Origin of the sequence: Mesorhizobium sp. BR1-1-13, from assembly GCF_020165515.1 — a bacterium.
Lineage (GTDB): Bacteria > Pseudomonadota > Alphaproteobacteria > Rhizobiales > Rhizobiaceae > Mesorhizobium.
In genome coordinates this window covers 269,420-284,348 of the sequence record NZ_JAIUIH010000007.1, presented here as the reverse complement: position 1 = coordinate 284,348, position 14,929 = coordinate 269,420, and the positions used below count along the sequence as shown (strand labels likewise).

The following is a 14,929-nucleotide window of genomic DNA, read 5'->3' as shown; positions in this document are numbered from 1 at the left end:
TGGTCGGCTCAAATAAACCAGTCGGGGTAGGCGTCGCGCAGTTGCTCGACATCGGGAATGACAGCGCCCAGATGGATACGCATGGCCTTGCAGGCAGCCTCCACGTCATGCGCCGCTATGGCGTTGCGGATAACCGTATGCTCGCCGATCACATGGTCCATGCGGCCGAGCGCCGGCAGCGTCATGCGTCGCGCCCGGTCGATCTGCACCTTGACCGGCTTCAGATAGTTCCAGATGCCGGAATAGTTGGCTATTCGGGCAATCGCCTCGTGAAAGGCCTCATCGGCCTCGTGAAAGCCGTTCATGTCCTGTCGTTCGGCAAGGAACCGCTGCCGCGCCAATATATCGTCGAGCTTTCCCACATCGTCGCCGTTTGCGCATTGCGCGGCCTTTTCGACCGTGGCGCCTTCCAGCGCCTTACGGATGACGACGGCTTCGGGAATGAGCGAGATCGGTATCGGCGCGACGAAGGTTCCCGACTGGGGATAGATATTGACCAGCCCGTCTTCGACCAGGCGAATCAACGCCTCGCGAACCGGCGTGCGGCTGACACCGAAACGCTCGGTCAGGACCTTTTCATTCAAGGCGTTGCCGGGCTTAAGCTGCATGGATACGATCGCCTCGTGCAGTTCGCGGTATACTGCGGACGCAGCGGTCGTACGCACGATGCCCGGCCGACGCATCTTCGTTCGAACGGGGACGGCGTCGCGGTCGGAGCCCGCAATGCCCGCATGCGCCTTTGCTGATGTCATTCTCAATCCCCGATCTTCAATCAGTTGACATATTAATATATTATTCCTTACTGTTCGCCAATATCGGAACGCCGCTTCATCCCAAATTATGATTGCGCGCATTCAATCGCCCCTCCCTTCCGAACGCCGCTTCGCGGCTCGACCGCAAGGATTTTGCAATGCCGCTCCATCCCGACAGGCTTTTTTCGCCTGACCCTACCGTCCGTTCCATCGCCAGGCGCCTCTATGAAGGCGTGCGTGCCTTGCCGATCATCTCCCCGCACGGCCATACCGAGCCGGATTGGTATGCGTATGACCTGCCGTTCCCGGATCCGGCCACGCTGTTCGTCAAGCCCGACCACTACATTTTGCGCATGTTCTATTCCCAGGGAATGCGCATGGAAGATTTCGGCGTCCCACGGCTGGATGGGGGCCCGATCGAAACCGATCCCCGCAAGATCTGGCGCCGCTTCGCCGAGAACTACGCCCTTTTCCGCGGCACGCCGACGCGGCTTTGGTTCGAGCATTCGCTGGCAACGGTCTTCGGAATCGAAGAGCGGCTCGGCGCGAAGAATGCCGACCTTCTTTATGATCGAATCGCCGAACAGCTCGAACGGCCGGAGATGCGCCCGCGCGCGCTCTACAAGCGTTTCAACATCGAAGCCATCTCAACGACGGACGCCGCCACCGATGCGCTTGCCGCGCATGATGCGATCAAGGCTTCCGGCTGGAACGGCCAGATTGTGCCGGCCTACCGGCCAGACGCCGTCGTCGACCCTTCGCGCAAGGGTTTCCATGCCGAGGTGGAGCGGTTTCTGGCGTTGGCCGGAACGCCGGCCAGCTATCCCGGCTATCTTGAGGCGCACCGCATCCGCCGTGCCTATTTCAAGCAGCGTGGCGCGACATCCACCGACCACGGCCATCCGAATGCCCGCACCGCCGACCTGTCGAAGGCGGAAGCAACGGCTCTGTTCGACCGAGTGCTGAAGGCCGATGTCTCGCCCGAGGATGCCGACCTGTTCCGCGCGCAAATGCTGACCGAAATGGCGCGCATGAGCGTCGAGGACGGCCTGGTCATGCAAATCCATCCCGGCTCTTTCCGCAACCACAACCCGCAGATTTTCACCGAGTTCGGCTTCGACAAGGGCGCAGACATTCCCACCAGCACCGATTATGTCCACGACCTCAAGCCGCTCCTCGACGCGTTCGGCAACGACACGCGCCTGACATTGATCCTGTTCACACTGGACGAGACGGCCTATGGGCGCGAGCTTGCGCCGCTTGCCGGACATTATCCGGCGTTGCGCCTCGGCCCGCCCTGGTGGTTTTTCGACAGCCCCGAAGGCATGTACCGGTTTCGCAAGCTTACCACGGAGACAGCCGGCTTCTATAACACGGTGGGCTTCAACGACGACACCCGTGCCTTCTGTTCGATCCCCGCGCGGCACGACATGGCGCGCCGCGTCGACTGCAATTTTCTCGCGGAATTGGTGGCTGACCACCGGCTCGACGAGGACGAGGCGCAGGAAGTGGCGCACGATCTCGCCTACCGCCTCGCCAAGAAAGCCTATAGGTTCTGACCATGGCGCAGCGGCTTTCCAATCGGACCCTGGTGACCTGCCGGCCGGGATCGGGCGCACGGACCGCAGAGCTCGGCTCGGCTGCCGAACTGGCCCCCGTCTTCCTGTGGCTGAAGCAGGTCTTCGGCACCGATCTCCCGGCCGAGCTCCATTTCGCAAGGCCGGGAACCGTATTGATCGATCGTTTGAACGACGGCACCGCGGCCACCGTGCCACGATGGGTGCAGCGGTTCATGCACGGAGCAGAAAGCGGTTGTTTTTGAGGACTGGTAGATTAATATATCAAAATTGAGATCCTGCCCGGACAAGACAGGATCCCAGCGGAGGAGATGAAGATGATCAAGATCACTCGGCGACAGGCGGTCGGCGGACTAGCCGGCATGGCGGCGCTTCCGGTTGCGCGCGCGCTTGCCCAGACCGCCAAGCTGCCGACCGCGCCCGTCACCATCAATATCGTCGATGTCGCCGGCAATCTGGCGCTAACCCAGAAGGCGATCGAGAATTACAAGACGGCCAAGCCGGAACTGATCTCGAACATCGTCTTCACCAAGGCGCCCGCCCCGGAGCTTCCGGGCAAGATCAAGGCGCAGCAGGCGGCGAACCGTGTCGATATCGATCTCGTGCTTACCGGAACGGATGCGCTGTCGGCAGGCCTGGAGATGGACCTGTGGGTCAAGCTGCTTCCTGATGATTCGGGCGCCTTGCCGAAGCTGGCCGATATCTATCAGGAGCCGGCAGCGCGCATGCAGACGCTGGCCAAGGACCACGGCGTCGTCGTCACCTACTACCCGTCCGGGCCGCTGCTCGAATACATGCCGGACAAGGTCAAGACAGTGCCGACCACGGCGGAGGAGCTTCTGGCCTGGGCCAAGGAGAACCCGAACCGGTTCCTCTATGCGCGCCCGGCCAATTCCGGCCCCGGCCGTACCTTCCTGATGGGCCTCCCCTATCTGCTCGGCGACAGCGATCCGAAGGATCCGGTCAAGGGCTGGGACAAGACCTGGGCCTATCTCAAGGAACTGCACAAACACATCGAATATTATCCGACCGGCACCGGGGCGCTGATGAAGGAACTCGGCGAAGGCACGCGCGACATGACGGTGTCGACGACGGGCTGGGACATAAACCCGCGCGTTCTCGGCGTCGTGCCGAAGGAAGCCAGGGTTGGGGCGCTGAAAGGCTTCCATTGGGTCGCCGACGCCCATTACATGTGCGTGCCGAAAGGGGTCAGCGACGAAAAACTGGCCGTGCTCAAGGACATGATGGCATTCCTGCTGGCGCCTAAGCAGCAGGCCTATACCTATGACGAGGGCTATTTCTATCCGGGCCCGGCGGTCAAGGATGTCACCCTCGACATGGCGCCGCAGGAAAGCCAGAATGCGATCGCCGAATTCGGCCGCACCGAATATGCCGACCTGATCGCCAACAACCCGATCGAACTGCCGCTGGAGCCCGCTTCGATGGTAACGGCATTCCGAATCTGGGACGAACAGGTCGCCGCCGCCGCGAAATGACAAACCTTTGAGTTTCAGCGCATAATATGAACCGGGCATGCCGCCCGGTTCGCCTACAACAATAGGGCTACGAACGGATGCTGCTCGCCTCGTCGAAATTCGACGAACTCCGCCTCGATCATATGAGTCGAAAATTCGGCAGTATGAGCGCGCTGAGTGACGTTTCGCTGACCGTGCGCAAGGGGGAATTCATCGCCCTGCTGGGACCTTCGGGCTGCGGCAAGTCGACCGCACTGAACTGCATCGCCGGACTGCTTTCCACCACGGGCGGCAGCATCTATCTCGACGACAAGCGCATCGACCAGCTTAAGCCGGAAGACCGCGGCTTCGGCATGGTCTTCCAGAACTATGCGCTGTTCCCGCATATGACCGTCAAAGCCAATATCGGCTTCGGCCTGAAAATGCGCGGCACGCCCAAGGCCGAGATCACGCAGCGCGTCGACGAGGCGCTGGGGCTGGTGCGGCTGGAAACGCAGGGCCACAAGCTGCCGGGTCAACTGTCAGGCGGCCAGCAGCAGCGGGTGGCCATCGCCCGCGCCATCGTCATCGAGCCGCCGCTGGTGCTGATGGACGAGCCGCTCTCCAACCTCGACGCAAAATTGCGCATCGAGATGCGTGCGGAAATCCGGCGCATCCACAACCAGCTCGGGGCCACCACCCTTTATGTGACCCATGACCAGGACGAGGCCTTGTCGCTGGCCGACCGCATAGTCGTGCTGCGCGATGGCCGAATCCGGCAGGTCGGCGCTCCGCGGGACCTCTATGAGAGCCCTGACCATCTGGACGTCGCCGAATTCATGGGCTACCGCAACCGGCTAACCGGCAAGGTCACGCGGCGCGACGGTGACATTGCCACGGTCGAAGTCGGCGGCGTCAGCCTTTCGGGCAGGCTGCGCGACGATCTCGCGGCTGGCGCGCAAGCCGTGATCGCCGCCAGACCGGACGATGTCACCGTGAGCGACAAGGGCATCGGGACGCTCGATGCGAAGGTCGAAACCATCGAGTATCGCGGCCGGGAATTCGTCGGCACGGCACGCACCGAGGGCGGCCTCGAGCTGATCTTCCATGCCAGCCAGGCCGCGTCGGTCGGGAACACGGTTTCGCTCTCGATCGATTCTGCCCACGCCCTGATCTACGCGGCCTGAGGACGGCGATGTCGACGCTCGATCATACGCCCTCTCCTTCCCTGCGCCAGCGGCTGGCCTTGCACGGGATGGACGGCGTCACCCTTCTGGTGCTTCCGGCCGCCTTGTTTACGCTGGCGATCTTCGTCTATCCCTTTGTCTACGGCCTGCTCCTGTCCTTCCAGCCGAAGGAAGGGGGGCTCCTCGCCAACTACCAGCGTTTCTTTTCCGACCCGTTCCTATACAACACCATTGCCACAACGCTGTGGCTGGCCGTGCCGGTCACCGTTATCAGCCTGGCGCTGGCGCTGCCCATCGCCTTTCGCGTTCGCCTGATGACGCACCAGCGTATGCTGACCACCATCCTCGTGCTGCCGGTAACGCTCGGCACGGTGCTGGTGGCGGAAGGCCTGCTCAACTATCTGGGACCGCAGGGCTGGTTCAGCCGCACGCTGATGTTGTTCGGCGTCATCAGCAGTCCCGTGAAACTCACCAACAATTACTGGGGTGTTTTCGCGTCGCTGATCATCACCGGTTTCCCGTTCACGTTCCTTTTGACGCTCTCCTATGTGACAGGCATCGATCCGGCACTGGAACAGGCAGCGGCGACCCACGGCGCGCGCTCCTGGCAGCGGTTCCGCTATGTGTTCCTGCCGCTGCTGATCCCCGGCCTGGCCATCGCCTTCCTGCTTTCGTTCGTACAGGCCTTCGCCGTCTTTCCGTCGGCGGTTCTGCTCGGTGCGCCGGCCGGGCCGACCCGCGTCATCTCGATTGCAGCCTACCAGGCCGCCTTCGAGCAATATGACTACTCGATGGCCTCGGCAATCGCGATGATCATGGCCGGTGTGCAGTTGGTCATCGTCGTCGCCATCCTGATGCTGCGCAACCTGTTCTATCGCGGCAGCACCGCAGGCGGAAAGGGCTGACATGATCCGCGACACAACCATCGCCGCCAAGCTCTGGATCACCGCCATCTGGGTGGTGGTGGGTTTCTTCGTACTCAACCTCGCGGCGATGATTGCCACGGTCATCCTGTCGTCCTTCGGCACGCGCTGGCTGGGCACATGGATTCCTGCCGGCTTTACCACCCGCTGGTATTTCGCCGCCTGGGCGGAATTCCAGCTCCACGATATCCTAATCGTAACCTTCCAGATCGCCTTTACCGTGGTCGCGCTTTCAGGCCTGCTCGGCGTGACGGCAGCCTATGCGCTGGCGCGCCGCGATTTTCCCGGCAAGAAGCTGATCATGCTTCTGTTCCTGCTGCCGCTTCTGGTCCCGCCGATCACCTTCGGCATTCCGCTAGCTACCGTGCTCTACCAATCGGGGGTCGGTGGCACCTTCTGGGGCGTGGTGCTGGCCAATCTCGTGCCGACGGTTCCTTTCGTCATTCTGGTGATGATCCCCTTCATCGAGCAGATCGATCCCAAGATCGAGGCAGCCGCGCGTGTTTTCGGCGCCAACACGTTCCAGCTCTTTCTCCATGTTCTGCTGCCGATGCTGATGCCGGGCATCTTGGCGGCGCTGCTGCTGGTGCTGGTGCGGACCATCGGCATGTTCGAACTGACCTTCCTGACGGCCGGGCCGACCAGCCAGACGCTCGTCGTGGCGCTGTACTATTCGGTTTTCGCCTCGGGCGTTCGCGCGGTGCAGTCGATCGATGCGATGGCGGTGGTGTATATGATAACGACGCTGGTCTGGCTGCTGATCGCACTGCGCTTCGTCAATCCGACGCAGATTGTCGCGCGGGCAAAGCAGCAGCCCGCCTCCGCCTGAAACAGGCTTTCTTTCCGCCGCATGATGGCGGCGGAAAGCCACTCTCCAGGAATCCTGGAGCGTTCGAGGTTCGAAGGAAGCGCTCTTATACCGGTTGGTTGCTGGCCGGATCCGCACGGATGAGGGCTGCGATCAGGCGCTGTGTCTGGAGCGCCTCCTCACCCGTCACGACCGGATCGCGGTCTTGCGAAATCGCATCGGCGAAATCGTCAATCAGCGCACGATGCGCGTCATGGGGGAAGTCCATGATGGCTGCGCCGCTGCCTGTCTTCCCCTCCGCCTCGACGCGCTCTTCGCGCCCGTCGAGCCAGTCGACGCTCAGCGCTCCGCCGGTCAGCGCGGCCGTGCCGAGCGAGCCGACAAGCTCCATGGTTTCAGGCGAGCCCGGATAGGCCGCCGTCGTGGCGAGCAGCGAGGCCGGTGAGCCGTTGCCGAGCCGCATCAGGGCGGTGACATAGTCCTCAGCCTCCATCCGGTGCAGGCCGGTCGTCCGCACCTGCGAAGCCACCACCTCGACCTCTCCCAGGAGAGAGCGGAAAAGGTCGATGGCGTGGATGGCCTGCGACAACAGCACCCCGCCCCCGTCCCGCGCGAAGCTGCCGCGGCCGCCGGTGTCGTAGTAGGCCTGCGGCCGCCACCACGGAACCCGAAGGCTGGCCGCCTCGACGGTGCCGATGGCGCCGGCAGCCAGCACTTGGCGCAGCCGCAGACTGGCCGGCCGGAAACGGTGCTGCAGGACGACGCCGAGGTGCAGGCCCGCCCCGCGGGCCAGCGTGACCAGCTTCTCGGCGCGCGCCAGTGTCGTTTCGAGTGGCTTTTCGACCAGCACGTGCTTGCCGGCGGCAAGGGCCAGTTCGGCCACCGCCAGATGTGCGTTGGCCGGCGTCAGCACCAGCACCGCCTGAACCTCGGGATCGGCAATCGCGGCCGCGATATCGGTCGTCACGGGAAAGGAAAACTGGTCGGCAAAGGCCTCTGCCGTCGCCTGGCTGCGGCTGGCCGCCCATTTCACCTCGATCCTGCCGGCAAGATCGACGAGGCTCTTCGCATGCGGCAACGCCGCCGGACCCAAGCCGATCATGGCGACACGTAGCCTGCTCATCGCGCGTTCCTTTCCTGCCCCGTCACGACGACCGCCGCCGCTTGCGCCTCAAGCGCCAGCCGGCAGACCGTGAAGACATGCTCCTGCGTCATCGCCGTTTCGGTACGCTCGCGCACATCGGCAAGCAGGCGCTCGAAATAGGATATCTTTTCGCCCGACGCATCGAAATGGCGCGTGCCCTGGCCATCGACGAGAAATACGTGGTCCGTGCCAGGTTTGCCGGCTATGTCGACATATTTCCTAAGCTCGATCGTGCCCTTGGTGCCGAGCAGGATGAGCCGTCCATCCCCCCAGGTCGGCAGCCCATCGGCGGTGAACCAGTCGACGCGGATATAGCCGCTCGCTTTGTCTCCCCGCAGGAGGATGTCGCCGAAATCCTGGAATGCCGGAATATCAGGAGCGCCAAAATGGCCGACCGCACTTGAAACGACATTCGCGTCGGCGCAGCCAGTATAGAACAGGAACTGATCAATTTGGTGCGAGGCGATATCGACCAGGATGCCGCCGTAATTCACGGGATCGAAAAACCACGCCGGGCGTAGCGCACGGTTGAGCCGGTGCGGCCCCAGGCCCGTCACATGGATGACTTCGCCGATGGCGCCGCCCATCGCCAGTTGCGTCGCCAGCGTCGAGGCTCGGGTCAGGAGGCGCTCCGAAAAGCAGATCGAAAAGATGCGTCCCGTCTCACGCACGGCCTGCCGCACGGCGGCAAGCTGCCCGAACGTGGTCAGGCCGGGCTTGTCCGCAAGCACGTCCTTGCCATGCCGCATGGCCTCGACGGCAATGGCGGCCCGCTCGAAGGGGACAGCCGCGGTAACGACGAGGTCGATGGCGCGATCCTCGATCAGGCGCCGTCGTTCGACCGGCGCGATCCGTGGAAAACGATCGGCGATGCCGGCGGCAACCTTGGGATCGGTCGTCGCGGGATCATAGCCGGCGCACTCGGCGCCGGCATCCAGAAGTCCACCGATCAGGTCATAGACGTGACGATGATCGATGCCGATCACGGCAAATCGCATTGGTCGGCTACTTCATCTTGTTGGCACCGACCTCGCGGTCCCATTTCTCGAAGGCGGCGACCAGTGCTTCCGGCTTTAACGGGGCTTCGACCGGGAACTTCCTGATCAGCTCTTCATATTGTGGGCGGCCGAACTCGGCAACGGCGTCCTGGCTTTCCTGCGGCGCGGCGCTGAGCGGTACGCCCTTGACCGCCGGACCGGGATAGAAATATCCCTTGTCGTAGGTATAGGCCTGCTGCGCGGGTTCGAGCATGAAGGCCATGAGCTTGACCAGAACCGCGACCTTTTCCTCGGCGACGCCCTTGGGAATACACATGAACTGCGTATCGGGCACCCAATGCGTGCCTTCCAGCGCAAACGTCTCGATCTCCTTCGGCACGATGCCCAACACGCGCGGGTTGATGTCCCAGCCGAAGGTGGAAACGATCATGTCGCGGGTGCCCTCGGCCAGTTCCTTCATCGTCACGGTGGTGCCGGAGGGATAGTAATCGATGCCTTCATCCAGTGCCTTCAGATAGGCCCAGGTCTTCTCCCAGCCATTGATGGGATCGGAAGGGTTCTTGTCGCCGAGGATGTAGGGCATGGCCATAAGGAAGGTCCAGCCCGGTCCCGAATTGACCGGCCGCGCATAGCAGAATTTGCCGGGATTGGCCTTCACCCACGCCAGCAGTTCGTCGGTGTTCCTGGGGATGGTCTTGACCCTGTCCGGCGCATATTCGAAGAGTGGGCCCGACGGCGAATAGACGACGGCGACGCCTTCGTTCTGGCCGAAGTTCTTCTGCATCATCAAGGCGCTGTCGAGATAGACGTCCTCAGCCTTGGGCAGCGCAGTGGGGTATTTCGTCCACACGTCGATCCACAGGCCCTGGGTGATGCCGTCCGACATGGCACCCGGACCCGTCAGCACCAGGTCGATGTCGACCCGGTTGGCCGCCTGCTGCGCGGCGAGCTTGGCCGGCAGTTCGGGGGACGGCGCGCGCGAGAACGTGATCTTGGAGACGAGCCCCGGATTTTCCTTGCCGAATTTCTCGATTGCCGCCTGGGTAAGCTGCAGATTGCCCGCGACATCAATGATGTTGAGCGCCACCGGCGAAGTGGGCAGGGCAAGCTCGTCGGCGAATGACCTGCCAAAGGGCAGCGTTGCAAACCCGGCCAATCCGGCAAGCGCCTGGCGGCGTGAAATCGTGAACATCGTCGTCCTCCTCATTTATCCCTTTGAAAGAACGGGATCTCCGCGCTTTCATCCCGGTTCTCCCAGACGAATGATATATTAGTCTATTAGTATCGAATGCAACACAAATGACGCCCCGCTGCGCTGAGGTCCCGTCGCGGACAGGCCGCGTCAGGCCGGTGCCTGGCATGCTGTACTATCCTAGCGCCAATCCCTCGACGCGGCCGGCCTTTGGCGAAGCATCAGGATTTCTTTGCGCCGACCAATTCGTCCCACTTTCGGAAGGCGGCGATCATCTTTTCCGGCGGCAGCGGCAGCTCGACCGGGTTATCGGCGATGAGGCTGGCATACTCGTCCCTGCCGAAACGTTTGACGATGTCCTGGCTGTGCTGCGGCGCCATGGAGACAGGCACGTTCTTCACCGCCGGGCCGGGGTAGAGATAACCCTCATCGTAGGAATAGGCCTGCGCTTCGGGAGTAAGCAAAAATGCCATCAGATCGAGCACCACGGCGAGCTTGTCGTCGGAAATGCCTTTCGGAACGCACATGAAAAATGCGTCCGAAACCCAATGGAAGCCCTTGAGCGTGCCGATCCTTGCCGATTCCGGCACGATGCCGAGGGCGCGCGGATTGATATCCCATCCCGTGGTCGAAATGATGATGTCGCGGCTGCCTTCCCCGAATTCCTTCATGGTAACGCCGGTGCCCGTGGGATAATAGTCGATATACTGGCCGATCTCTGCCAGATACGCCCAGGTCTTCTCCCAGCCGTCGACGGGATCCTGCGGATCCTTGTCGCCGAGCAGGTAGGGGAGACCCATCATGAATGTACGGCCAGGGCCGGAATTGGTGGGCCGCGCATACATGAAGCGGCCCGGATTGGCCTTGGCCCAGGCTAGCAGCGCCTCTACCGAGCCGGGAACCTCCTTCACCCGCTCAGGCGCGTATTCGATCAGCGGGCCGGAAGGATAGTAGTTGACGACAACGCCATATCCTGCGCCCTGCTTCTTGTGCAGGGCCAGTGCGGCGGGTTCGTAATTGTCCTCGATCTTAGGGAACTTGTCGTTGAAATCAGGCAGAATCTTGATCCATGTGCCGTTGGCTAGGCCTGCCGCCAGACCGTCGGACCCCGTCAGCACCATGTCGATATCGACGCGGTTGGCTTCCTGCTGCGCGCGCAGCTTTCCGGCCAGCTCGGTCACCGGCGCCTTGGTGAAGACGATCCGTTCGGTGCGCTCGGGATATTTCTTGGCGTAGTTTTCGAAGGCCGGTTGCGAAAGCGCCAGCGCGCCGCCCACGTCCATCACCGAGATGACGACCGGCGATGCCGGCAATTTGGGTGATTGCGCCCAGGCCCGCGTCGTGCCGGCGAGGAATGTACCGCCAATGCCGCCAAGGATGGTGCGGCGATTCACCTTGAGTTCACGAGCAGTCATGGCTGTCTTCCTTCCCATTTTGTCGTTTGCCGGTATCCGCGTTCTTCTTCTCCGACGCGCGCACGGCTGATGGTCATGTCGGGCGCCCACTCGATCTCGCTGGCGGGCACGCGAAGGCCATGCGCGTCCAGCACCGGCTGCAGCAGCGCCATCACATTTGCCGAAGCCATATCGACAGCCTGTGCGAAACCGGCGATGCCCCAGCGCACCAGGTTGCGCACGGCGTCGTCCAGTCGCAGCGCCGACCCGGCGAGCCCGATGCCGCCAGGAACGCGGACCGAGCCATCGGCGCGGCTCTCGATCCCCATTCCGGCAAATTCGTAAGACCCGTGCGGCGCACCGGCAGCCGAAACGGCATCGGTAACCAGGATCGACCGGTCCAGCCCTTTTGCCCGGACCAGCGATTTCAACGCGCCTGGCGGAACGTGAATCCCGTCGGCGATGAAGGTCGCGGCGAGACGGTCTTCGGCCAGTTGGGCAAACAGGGTATTGTCCAATTTCGGCAAGCTTTGCGGCAGCCCGTTGCCGAGATGGGTGGAAAGGACAGCGCCAGCCGCCGCGGCCTGCGCCACGAGCTCAAAACCGCAAGCCGAGTGGCCAATCGAAACAAGGATGTTGTGCCGGTTCATGGCCCGTATGAAAGCAATGCCACCTTCCACTTCGGGTGCCAGCGTCGTCAGAAGGATCGGGCGCTTGAGCAGCGATTGCAGGCGCTCAATGAGAGCAGGATCCGCGGCGGTCATCGCCGAGGCGGGATGGCATCCGGAATAACCCGGGGCGGGATTGAGGAACGGACCTTCCAGATGATAGCCGGGGCACATGAGGGGACCGAGGCGGCTTTCGGAAACAGCCTTGTCGAGAGCGCTGAACCGCGCCGACAATTCGTCCGGCCTTGCCGTGATGATCGTCGGCAGGCACGCCGTCACGCCGCACGCCAGAAGGGCCTCCAGCGCTTCGTCGAGTTCCGCCGCCGTCAGGGTCCCCGAGTTGAAATCGACGCCGGCAAAGCCATTGACCTGCATGTCGACCAGACCGGGAGTAATCATGATGCGGCCGATCGCCAAGGTTCCTTACGGGGAGAGTACACGGCCCGATACCGCTTGCAAGCCATTTTTGAATAATGTTATCCAAAAATGCGAAAGGAAAGAATCCGGGCATGTTGACGCTCCACACCGCGGATTTCGAGGACGCCCGCCAACGCGACTGCGCACGCATCATCGCCAGCCTGCACCAAGGCGGCGGCAAATCCCGCGCCACACTTGCCGCCGAGTTGGACATGACCTCGATGGCGACCTCGCGCGCCATCGCCGACCTCGTCGGCATGGGCATCATCGAGCAAAGCGTCGGCCAAGTGAGCGGCCGTGGCCGCCCACCAGCGCAAATCGTTTTGAACCCCGGTTGCGCGGGCGCGACCGTCCTTCTTGTTTCCAGCCAGGAACTGGTTGGCGTCCTTGTCGATTTCCGCGGAAGTGTCCTCGCCCGGCAAACCGCCCATGTTCCGTCCGACGCCGATTCGGCCCGCATGACCGCCACGATGTGCGACCTTGTCGCCGGTCTGCTCGGCAACTGTCCGTCTGGCATGCGTCATGTCGGAACGTCCGTTGCCGTTTCCGGCATTGTGGACGTGAAGACCCGGACGTGGATATTGACCTCGCGATGGCCGAACGTTCGCGATTTCGACGTCGGCAAGGCGCTCGACGGCATCACGCCGCGCGTGTTCCTGTTTCGCCAACTGGATGTCGAATTGAGCGCCCGATACGCCGTGCCGGGCATGGAAAGGCTGGAAGGCGCCTTCATTCTTCATTGGGGTTGGGGCATCGGCCTGGCCTATCGCGGCAGCGACGATGCGCCGATGCGCCAGAGCGGCCCCTTCGGCGAAATCGGCCATTGGCGTTTCAACGTGCTCAAGGATCGCCCCTGCGGATGCGGCAACCGGGGCTGTCTCGAAACAGCAGCTTCGCTGTCAGCCCTGTTGCCGGCCATACGGGAGATATATCCGTGGGCTTCGGGGGAGGAGGAACTCCTCTCCAGCCAAATCGAGACGATGGAGCTGACGGATATTCCCGAAATTCGGGTCGCCGTCGATCTTGTGGCGCGTGCGCTAGGTAATGCCTGCAGGCTGCTTTTCCCAGAGAAGGTGTTCATCACCGGCCCGTTTACCTGCAATGCCGGACTCTACGAACTTTTACGCTCCCGCTTCGAAGCGGAAGGACTGGTCGGCACCTTGCGCCTGCCGACCCTGATCTCCGATCGCTCCAGCCTCGACTACGTCGTCAAGGGCGCCTCGCAACCGCTTCATGAAATCGCCGTTCGCGTGCTGCTCGGCACACCGCAGGGGAAACCGAATGGCGCAGGGCGGAGCCGGCGGAATGGAAAGCGGCAAAGGCCGACGCCCTGACGCCAGGCATCTGAATGATTCACGCGGCGGGTTCAGAGATCCGGGAGCAATCTCGATGACCCACATTTCTCGGGTCCTGTGGAGAATACTGCGACGCCGCTCGGGCGAAGCTCGGCTACCTCGCTCATTACGAGCCGCACAGCGAACAAGCCGCATTTGGCCATGTCGCCGGCGTCTCCTTCTTTAGGCCAGGAGCGCATTCCCGCGTCGTTCCATCTCTGCCGGATCGAGGTCCTCCTTCCACGACAGGAGCACCCAGACGTGGCCGAAGGGATCGCGCACGGAGGCGGAACTGGCGCCATAGAACATATCCGTGGGTGGCTGAATCTCTTCCGCGCCAGCCTTGACCGCGCGTCGCAGCAGGGTCGCATTATCATCAGTGAAGATGTGAAGGCCTGCTGTGCAGCGACCAAGTGTCCGCGGCTCGCCGTAAAGTCTCTCGTCCGGATCCCCGATCATGATCACGGCTCCGCAGATCAAAATCTCGGCGTGCATGATTTTGCCGTCTGGGTGGGCAATTCGGAACAGTTCCATCGCTCCGAATGCCCTCTCGTAGAACGCGATCCCATCCGACGCCCCGTCGACATAGATGTGAGGGACAATCGCGTTTCGATATCTCTCCGGTCGTTCAGTCATCTCGATCTCCTCGCGCCAATATCAGAGCGCTCGCTTGCGGTGCACAAGCCGGCAAAGCGCTCTTTACAAGACCCGGCGGAAGGTCCGCCTCAGTTCGGCCACCGCACCGCCGGAGACCATCAACCGTGCGTCGACACGATCCGTTCCGGGTTCCACGCGATCATCTGCTCGATTGCCGCCGAAGCCGGCGCCGGCTCGACTTGAAATTCCTCGAAAATCGAACGGTGCCTCTCTTTTCCAACACAGCAGGTCGGCAATAATCCAGGCCGACTCCAACCTGGAGACTGCCCTGATATTTCCGGCGATCAGCGACTGGCGCGCCAGAAGGCGATACGGCCCTGCAGGCGATAGCCCCGGATAATCGCCGGCATGAACCACGGATTGCCGCGATAGAGCGGGATGGCCGAAGGCGTCGAAAGTCGAACGCCGTCCGCGACTGCTCGCC

The 14,929-nt window shown here is 62.5% G+C and carries 14 protein-coding genes and 1 pseudogene; 7 read left to right on the top strand and 8 right to left on the bottom strand.

From position 1 onward, the window contains the following. Nucleotides 1–8 precede the first annotated feature (8 nt). A complete protein-coding gene (locus LB533_RS18520; RefSeq protein ID WP_224557170.1) occupies nucleotides 9–683 on the bottom strand; it encodes a GntR family transcriptional regulator in 675 nt (224 codons plus the stop codon). A 227-nt stretch (nucleotides 684–910) separates the two neighbouring features. Between LB533_RS18520 and uxaC the strand changes: the two genes are divergently transcribed. From uxaC to LB533_RS18490, 6 genes are all read left to right on the top strand, one after another. Then, the gene (gene uxaC, locus LB533_RS18515; RefSeq protein ID WP_140642971.1) at nucleotides 911–2,311 is read left to right on the top strand and encodes a glucuronate isomerase; all 1,401 of its coding nucleotides are present in this window, start codon (nucleotides 911–913) and stop codon (nucleotides 2,309–2,311) included. 2 nt (nucleotides 2,312–2,313) lie between these two features. Further along, nucleotides 2,314–2,574, top strand: a complete 261-nt coding sequence (locus LB533_RS18510; RefSeq protein ID WP_140642972.1) for a hypothetical protein — start codon at nucleotides 2,314–2,316, stop codon at nucleotides 2,572–2,574. Between the two features lie 75 nt (nucleotides 2,575–2,649). Continuing rightward, nucleotides 2,650–3,825: an extracellular solute-binding protein gene (locus LB533_RS18505; RefSeq protein WP_224677897.1), complete on the top strand. Its 1,176-nt coding sequence runs from the start codon at nucleotides 2,650–2,652 to the stop codon at nucleotides 3,823–3,825. Nucleotides 3,826–3,902: 77 nt separating this feature from the next. Continuing rightward, complete coding sequence (locus LB533_RS18500; protein WP_140642974.1) at nucleotides 3,903–4,970, top strand: ABC transporter ATP-binding protein; 1,068 nt, start codon at nucleotides 3,903–3,905, stop codon at nucleotides 4,968–4,970. An 8-nt stretch (nucleotides 4,971–4,978) separates the two neighbouring features. Next, on the top strand, nucleotides 4,979–5,875 hold the full coding sequence (locus LB533_RS18495) for an ABC transporter permease (RefSeq protein ID WP_140642976.1): 897 nt from the start codon (nucleotides 4,979–4,981) through the stop codon (nucleotides 5,873–5,875). Nucleotide 5,876: 1 nt separating this feature from the next. After that, nucleotides 5,877–6,722: an ABC transporter permease gene (locus LB533_RS18490; protein ID WP_140513473.1), complete on the top strand. Its 846-nt coding sequence runs from the start codon at nucleotides 5,877–5,879 to the stop codon at nucleotides 6,720–6,722. Between the two features lie 85 nt (nucleotides 6,723–6,807). Here LB533_RS18490 and LB533_RS18485 read toward each other — a convergent pair whose 3' ends face one another. From LB533_RS18485 to LB533_RS18465, 5 genes are all read right to left on the bottom strand, one after another. Then, nucleotides 6,808–7,824, bottom strand: a complete 1,017-nt coding sequence (locus LB533_RS18485; RefSeq protein ID WP_140642977.1) for a Gfo/Idh/MocA family protein — start codon at nucleotides 7,822–7,824, stop codon at nucleotides 6,808–6,810. Continuing rightward, the gene (locus tag LB533_RS18480) at nucleotides 7,821–8,843 is read right to left on the bottom strand and encodes a Gfo/Idh/MocA family protein (protein WP_140642979.1); all 1,023 of its coding nucleotides are present in this window, start codon (nucleotides 8,841–8,843) and stop codon (nucleotides 7,821–7,823) included. The genes LB533_RS18485 and LB533_RS18480 overlap by 4 nt, the downstream gene beginning before the upstream one ends. 7 nt (nucleotides 8,844–8,850) lie before the next feature. Further along, nucleotides 8,851–10,035 (bottom strand): ABC transporter substrate-binding protein, encoded by a 1,185-nt coding sequence (locus LB533_RS18475; RefSeq protein WP_140642980.1) that lies wholly within the window; start codon nucleotides 10,033–10,035, stop codon nucleotides 8,851–8,853. 221 nt (nucleotides 10,036–10,256) lie between these two features. Further along, a complete protein-coding gene (locus tag LB533_RS18470; protein WP_140642982.1) occupies nucleotides 10,257–11,450 on the bottom strand; it encodes an ABC transporter substrate-binding protein in 1,194 nt (397 codons plus the stop codon). Continuing rightward, nucleotides 11,447–12,496: an N-acetylglucosamine-6-phosphate deacetylase gene (locus LB533_RS18465; protein WP_140642983.1), complete on the bottom strand. Its 1,050-nt coding sequence runs from the start codon at nucleotides 12,494–12,496 to the stop codon at nucleotides 11,447–11,449. Before LB533_RS18465 ends, LB533_RS18470 begins: the two co-directional genes overlap by 4 nt. A gap of 110 nt (nucleotides 12,497–12,606) precedes the next feature. Here LB533_RS18465 and LB533_RS18460 point away from each other — a divergent pair, with 110 nt between their 5' ends. Continuing rightward, nucleotides 12,607–13,848: an ROK family transcriptional regulator gene (locus LB533_RS18460; protein ID WP_181169503.1), complete on the top strand. Its 1,242-nt coding sequence runs from the start codon at nucleotides 12,607–12,609 to the stop codon at nucleotides 13,846–13,848. Between the two features lie 183 nt (nucleotides 13,849–14,031). On the opposite strand, the gene LB533_RS18455 is transcribed toward LB533_RS18460, so the two are convergent. Both LB533_RS18455 and LB533_RS18450 read right to left on the bottom strand, forming a co-directional pair. Continuing rightward, nucleotides 14,032–14,484 (bottom strand): VOC family protein, encoded by a 453-nt coding sequence (locus LB533_RS18455; RefSeq protein ID WP_140642986.1) that lies wholly within the window; start codon nucleotides 14,482–14,484, stop codon nucleotides 14,032–14,034. A gap of 305 nt (nucleotides 14,485–14,789) precedes the next feature. Next, a pseudogene (locus LB533_RS18450) lies at nucleotides 14,790–14,929 on the bottom strand (oxidoreductase); the annotation flags it as partial.

Excerpts from the sequence above, each read along its gene's own strand:
- LB533_RS18520 (WP_224557170.1), bottom strand. The coding sequence starts at position 683 with ATGCGTCGGCCGGGCATCGTGCGTACGACCGCTGCGTCCGCAGTATAC.
- uxaC (WP_140642971.1), top strand. The coding sequence starts at position 911 with ATGCCGCTCCATCCCGACAGGCTTTTTTCGCCTGACCCTACCGTCCGT.
- LB533_RS18510 (WP_140642972.1), top strand. The coding sequence starts at position 2,314 with ATGGCGCAGCGGCTTTCCAATCGGACCCTGGTGACCTGCCGGCCGGGA.
- LB533_RS18500 (WP_140642974.1), top strand. The coding sequence starts at position 3,903 with ATGCTGCTCGCCTCGTCGAAATTCGACGAACTCCGCCTCGATCATATG.
- LB533_RS18495 (WP_140642976.1), top strand. The coding sequence starts at position 4,979 with ATGTCGACGCTCGATCATACGCCCTCTCCTTCCCTGCGCCAGCGGCTG.
- LB533_RS18490 (WP_140513473.1), top strand. The coding sequence starts at position 5,877 with ATGATCCGCGACACAACCATCGCCGCCAAGCTCTGGATCACCGCCATC.
- LB533_RS18485 (WP_140642977.1), bottom strand. The coding sequence starts at position 7,824 with ATGAGCAGGCTACGTGTCGCCATGATCGGCTTGGGTCCGGCGGCGTTG.
- LB533_RS18480 (WP_140642979.1), bottom strand. The coding sequence starts at position 8,843 with ATGCGATTTGCCGTGATCGGCATCGATCATCGTCACGTCTATGACCTG.
- LB533_RS18475 (WP_140642980.1), bottom strand. The coding sequence starts at position 10,035 with ATGTTCACGATTTCACGCCGCCAGGCGCTTGCCGGATTGGCCGGGTTT.
- LB533_RS18470 (WP_140642982.1), bottom strand. The coding sequence starts at position 11,450 with ATGACTGCTCGTGAACTCAAGGTGAATCGCCGCACCATCCTTGGCGGC.
- LB533_RS18465 (WP_140642983.1), bottom strand. The coding sequence starts at position 12,496 with ATGATTACTCCCGGTCTGGTCGACATGCAGGTCAATGGCTTTGCCGGC.
- LB533_RS18460 (WP_181169503.1), top strand. The coding sequence starts at position 12,607 with ATGTTGACGCTCCACACCGCGGATTTCGAGGACGCCCGCCAACGCGAC.
- LB533_RS18455 (WP_140642986.1), bottom strand. The coding sequence starts at position 14,484 with ATGACTGAACGACCGGAGAGATATCGAAACGCGATTGTCCCTCACATC.